This is a genomic window from Sutterella sp. (genome assembly GCF_052272535.1).
Taxonomy (GTDB): Bacteria; Pseudomonadota; Gammaproteobacteria; order Burkholderiales; family Burkholderiaceae_F; genus Sutterella.
Genome location: NZ_DAVZJY010000176.1, coordinates 1 through 5134 on the forward strand (window position 1 = coordinate 1; position 5134 = coordinate 5134).

General features: G+C 65.8%; 4 protein-coding genes and 1 pseudogene. 3 read left to right on the top strand and 2 right to left on the bottom strand.

The window, feature by feature from the left end; translation table 11 throughout:
* The first annotated feature begins 151 nt into the window (after positions 1 to 151).
* Together ACT6Y9_RS08530 and ACT6Y9_RS08535 are read left to right on the top strand one after the other, a co-directional pair.
* Positions 152 to 913, top strand: a complete 762-nt coding sequence (locus ACT6Y9_RS08530) for a Crp/Fnr family transcriptional regulator (protein WP_443744222.1) — start codon at positions 152 to 154, stop codon at positions 911 to 913.
* A 138-nt stretch (positions 914 to 1051) separates the two neighbouring features.
* A complete protein-coding gene (locus tag ACT6Y9_RS08535; protein WP_443744223.1) occupies positions 1052 to 1819 on the top strand; it encodes a YczE/YyaS/YitT family protein in 768 nt (255 codons plus the stop codon).
* 237 nt (positions 1820 to 2056) lie between these two features.
* On the opposite strand, the gene dcuC is transcribed toward ACT6Y9_RS08535, so the two are convergent.
* Entirely contained in the window at positions 2057 to 3328 is a 1272-nt protein-coding gene (gene dcuC / locus ACT6Y9_RS08540; protein ID WP_443744224.1) for a C4-dicarboxylate transporter DcuC, read from the bottom strand.
* A 579-nt stretch (positions 3329 to 3907) separates the two neighbouring features.
* Positions 3908 to 4480 (bottom strand): GNAT family N-acetyltransferase, encoded by a 573-nt coding sequence (locus ACT6Y9_RS08545; protein ID WP_443744225.1) that lies wholly within the window; start codon positions 4478 to 4480, stop codon positions 3908 to 3910.
* Positions 4481 to 4859: 379 nt separating this feature from the next.
* On the opposite strand from ACT6Y9_RS08545, the pseudogene ACT6Y9_RS08550 reads away from it, so the two are divergent.
* Positions 4860 to 5134: pseudogene (locus ACT6Y9_RS08550) on the top strand (hypothetical protein); the annotation flags it as partial.

Consider the following 5134-nt stretch of genomic DNA (forward strand, 5'->3'; position numbering starts at 1 on the left):
TCAGCAAGATTTAAGAAACCTCGTACTGGTGGAATTGGGAGGTTTCAACATACGGCCCAAAAGCGTGCGGCCGACGTCGTTGGCCGCCCGTTTCCGGCCGCTTCCGGGTTCTGCTATCTTTCCTGCCCAACACCAAAGAAGGAGAAACGGCATGCGGCAGGCCTTCCGCACGCGGCCCTGGGTTTTTCCGCCCGAGCCGCAGGCGATTCGGGAGATCTTCGAGCGCGCGGGCGAGGTGCGGCGCTTCGCCAAGGGCGCCTTCATGCCGCACGGGGGCGAGAAGCCCGACGCCGTGGTGGGCCTTCTCACCGCCGGTCTCGCGACGGTCTCGGCCACCGACCCGCGCGGCGCGGCGCACGTCTTCGGACTCCTCGCGCCGGGGCGCTCGATGGGCGACCTTTCCGCCCTCAACCCCCACCGCGTGAACGTCGTGATGACGTTCCTGCGGCCCTCGACCGTCCTCGTCCTCCCGCGCGAGGCCTTCCTGCAGGCTCTGCGCAGCGACGTCCGTCTGATGGAGATCTACGCCGACCTCGCGATCCTCAAGGAGGAGTCGGCGCTGGAAGGCATGCTCGTGCGCTTCACGCTCGAGCTCGAGGAGCGTCTGCGAGTCCTTCTCCTCACCGTCATCACGAGCTTCGGCGAACTCCGCCCGGACGACTGGAATCTCTGTCCTTTGGGACTCACCGTGACGGAGGCCGCGCAGTTTCTCTCCGCCGACCGCTCGTGGGTGAGCACCAAGCTCAACGCTTGGGTGAAGGCCGGGGACGCCCGGAAGGACGGCCGCCGGCTCTACGTTCACGGGCGAGTCTTCGAGTCCGTGCGCGACTGGTGCGGCGGAGCGCCCGCGGGCCTCACGGCAGAGCCCACGCCTTCGGAACACTATGCTTCGCTCGCCCGCACCCAAATGTGAGGCCCCGAGCGCCCAGGCTGAAGCGCGCAGAGGAGAGCAAATTCTCTGGAACTGTTGAGCACTCAACAGCAGCGCAGGCGAAAGCGGTGTGAAATGCAGCTCCCTCCCGCGAAACGCCTGACCCGCAGCCTCCTCTAGATGTCCTCCTCCACCCGCACCCGCTTCCAACACCTCTTCGCCCGCTCGGCGCTTCTCACCGCCGGCATGTTCCTCGCCTCGCTCGGCATCGCCTTCACGACGGTGGCCGACATCGGCACGACGCCGATTTCGACGGTTCCCTACACGGCCTCCGCGATTTCGGGCCTCACCTTCGGCACCTGCACGATCCTCCTCAACTTCTTCCTCGTTGCGGGCCAGATCCTCGTCCTCGGCCGCCGCTGGCCGGTGACGAACCTCATTCAGCTCCCCGTCGGCTGCGTCTTCGGGTTCTTCATCGACCTCTCGATGCACCTCCTCTCGGGAGTGCACCCGGCGAACTGGCCCCTCGCCCTGCTCCTTTCCGTCTTCGGGAACCTCGTCCTCGCGTTGGGCGTCGTGATGCAGATCCGCTCGAAGACCATCGTGCAGCCGGGTGAAGGCTTCGTGATCGCGGTGGCCGCGCGCTTCAAGAGCTCCTTCGGCGCGATGAAGATCGCCAATGACCTTACGCTCGCCGCCGTCGCCGCTGCGTTGGGCCTCTGCGCCGTCGGGCACGTGATCGGGATCCGCGAAGGCACGCTCGTCTCCGCTGTGATGATCGGACTCTTCGCCAAATGGATCGACCAGCTCGCGAACCGCTTCGTCTCTTCCCGCTCCGCCGAGGTCGAGGAGCCCCGCGAAGTGGACCTCTGCGCCCGCGCGACGCCCAAGGAGCCGGCGGCGGATGCCTCGCAGAGCGCCCGCCAAGAGAGCGGCCTGGAAGCCTGACTCCATCTTCCGCTCCTCCGAGGTCCCGTACGTCGAGCGCGGCGGCTGCGGGCTTCTCGACGATCCCGCCGCCCTCTGATCAAGTCATCTCCCGCCGCGCCGAAGACACTCGCGGAGATTCGAAAGGGAACGCAAAACGGCCGGGAAGCCCGCAGGCGCCCGGCCGTTCTTGGGTGAAGGCGTCCGGCCCGCGGACCCTAGAAAAGGATGGTCCGCGCGCCGGAGGCTTCCGCTCGGTCAACTGATGAAGAAGAGGAAGGCGAGCGTGCAGATCTGCACCGGAGCGCTGCGCTTGATCACCTCGATTGGGCTCACGCCGGCGATGCCGGAGATGACGATCACGCCGGCGGCGAGCGGCGAGGAGACGCGGCCGAAGGTGGCCGCCACGCTCGCGAGGTACCCGAGGTCGGGGATCGTGAGGCCGAAGGCAGCGGCGTGCGGGGTGACGGCTTCATTGAAGGCGAAGGCCGCGGCGTCGCCCGAACCCGTCATGACGCCGAGGATGTAGGGGCCGACCGCGGCGCCCAACTTCGCGAGGTCGGACGAGCCTTTAAGCGCCTCGACGAACACGTCGATCACGCCGCAGGCGCGCAGACCGGCCGCGAAGACGCCCGCGGCGATGATGAGGCCGAGGATGGAGCCGTAGCCGTGGCCCATGCCGTCGAAGAAGCGCTTCGTGAGTTCGGCGGGATTCACGCGGGTGACGAGCATCGTGTAGATCACGCCGATCAGCATGGCGGTGGCGACCGAGACCTTCACCTCAGGGAAGCAGAGCGCGACCACGAAGAGGAGCACGACCGGAAGGAGCGGCGCGAAAGCCCAGAGGAGATTGGGCGTGGCGGGAAGCTCCACCTTCTGCGCGCCGTCATTGACGCCTTCGTTCTCAAAGCCGCCCTTCTTGTAGTCGCCGAAGATGAGGCAGCAGAGGACCATCAGCACGATGCAGACGATCGAGATGAGGAGCGTGCGGGTGCCCGTGTAGGTGAGGTAGTCCATGATCGGCCATTCGGCGATCTTCGCGACGAAGCCGTTGTGCGAGGATCCGGGCGACCAGAAGGACGGCAGCGTCGAGGCGATCACCGTGCAGGCGGCCATCGCCGGGCGGAAGCCCGCGCGGATCATGAGCGCGCAGATCGTCGGGCCGATGGCGGCGCACATGCCCGCGAGCGAGGAGATCGCGAGCGAGACGATGCCCGTGACGATCATGCAGCAGGGAAGAAGCACGATGCCGAGGCGGTTCAGAGGCTTCGTCAGAAGGCGCACGAGGTGCAGGTCGCACCCGGTGATCGTCATCACGCGCGCGAAGCCCATCGCCGAGCAGATCACGACGATGAGCGAGGCGTTCGTCATCGACTTGTCGAACTGCTGGAAGGCCGCGACGGGGTTGAGCGCGAGGAGGCACATCGCAAAGCCCGAAGCGAGGAGAACGAGGCGCGTCTCCCAGCGCTTGAGCAAGCCGTAAACGGTGACGCAGACGACCGCTATGGCGGCCCACATTTCGAACGTCATGATTGGAGGTTTCCTTTGGTCGGTATTCGGGTGGGTGTTTTTATTCCCGCTCTTCTAGGCGGATTTCCGTATTCTAGGTACGACTTAAATGCGTTCAATGGGCGAAACTCCCTATTTAAGGGAAAACCGCACCATTTTGGTGAATAAGCCGCACACCCGCACAGCACTAGGAATCACAGAGGTCGGCGCCATTGCGCGGGATTTCCCGGTGGGGTTTCCGTCCTTTTTCCGGCCAAGGGCGTTCCCGGACATCATACGCATTCATGCGTAGGTGAAAACGAGGTCAATGGATGCGCCTTCATTCGGAATGCGCCTTTTCCCGCTTGACGCAATGGTGACGAAGAAGGAATGCTCCGGGAGAACGGACCGGACCGGTCTGCCCTGCTCTTGGCTCTTGAGCTGCGGGCGCAGCGGATGGATGGGCGGCGGCCCTCCGATCGGGCAGACGGGAAACTACGCCGCAGACCGACGGACGGGCGTGAAATGCGCAAACGCCGCCGATGCGCTTTGAGGCTTTCCGAAGCGTTCAGAGGCGCTCAAAGCGGCTCAAAGGAGCTCAAAAAGAGGAGGCCTGGGCTGTCAATGGGCCGCGCGCTCGAGGACGCAGGCGACGAAGTCGGTGGGGAGCGTCTTGAAGGCGACGGGCGGCTGCGGATCAAGGTCATGCGTTCCGAGGAACTTCTGGAACCAGCTCACCGAATGCCATTGGCCGTTCTTCCAGCCGGCCAACCTGTACATGCCGACGAGCTCAAAGCCGAGGCGCAGGTGGAGGCGCTCCGAGGGCGGGTTGGGCGACGTGACGCAGCCGAAGGCCGAGCGCACGCCCTGGCGCTCGAGAAGCTCAAGAAGCGCCCGGTAGAGCCTCGTCCCCAAGCCCCGGCCGGCCGCGGACTTCGCGAGATAGACCGAGAGCTCGGCATTCCACTGATAGGCGGCGCGCTCCATGTGGCGGTGCGCGTAGGCGTAGCCGAGGATGCGGCCCTCCTCCTCGGCGACGAGGTAGGGGTAGAACTCAAGAATCCCGCAGATGCGTCCGGCGAACTCCTCGACCGAGGGGAGCGCGTACTCGAACGTGATGTTGGTGTCGATGTACTCGGCATAGACGGCGAGGAGCGCCTCGGCGTCTTCGGGGGTGGCGGTGCGGAATTCCATGGCGGGGCTTCGGGTGCGTGAAGGAGTTCGGGAGGCTTCCATTCTATTAGGAGGGACGCCGCCCTCCGGCCCGCCCGTCTGAGCACTCCGCCGGAGCTCCTCTGCGTACGGGCAGAGGGAGGCGGCGCGACGGAGGTCGAGGCTTCAAGGGCGTCCCGCCCGGGGCGCACCCCGTCGGCAAGCCCCGTTGAAATCCCGGATGAAGGCGCTTGAACCGTAGGGCGCGCGCAACCCATCAACGCCGCCCAAGAACGGGGAGATCCGCGCCGCCATGGGACGCATTGGGGTTTGACCAAGGACCAGCCGCCCTCGTCTTAAGGCCACCAGGAGCCCGCCTGAGGTATCGTTCGATTCAAAGACCTCTCTCAGAAAACCCTCAATGGCTCTCTCGACGCTCTTCTCGTTCTTCGACCGCTGTCAGCCCGCCCAACCGTCCCCGGACGACGAGGCCGCGCAGAAGGTCCGCTCCGAAGACCACAAGCCGATGCCCGCGCTCGCGATGGAGCCGGCGGACCCGCCGCCCGCTCCCTCCCCAGCCGCCGCCCCGGAGTCCTCGTCCTCCGTGCCCCATGCGCGTCCGCGGATCCTCAAGGACGCGCTCTCGATCTACGGCGCCGGCCGGGCGCCGGAAGTCGAGAAGACGGAGAACTACAC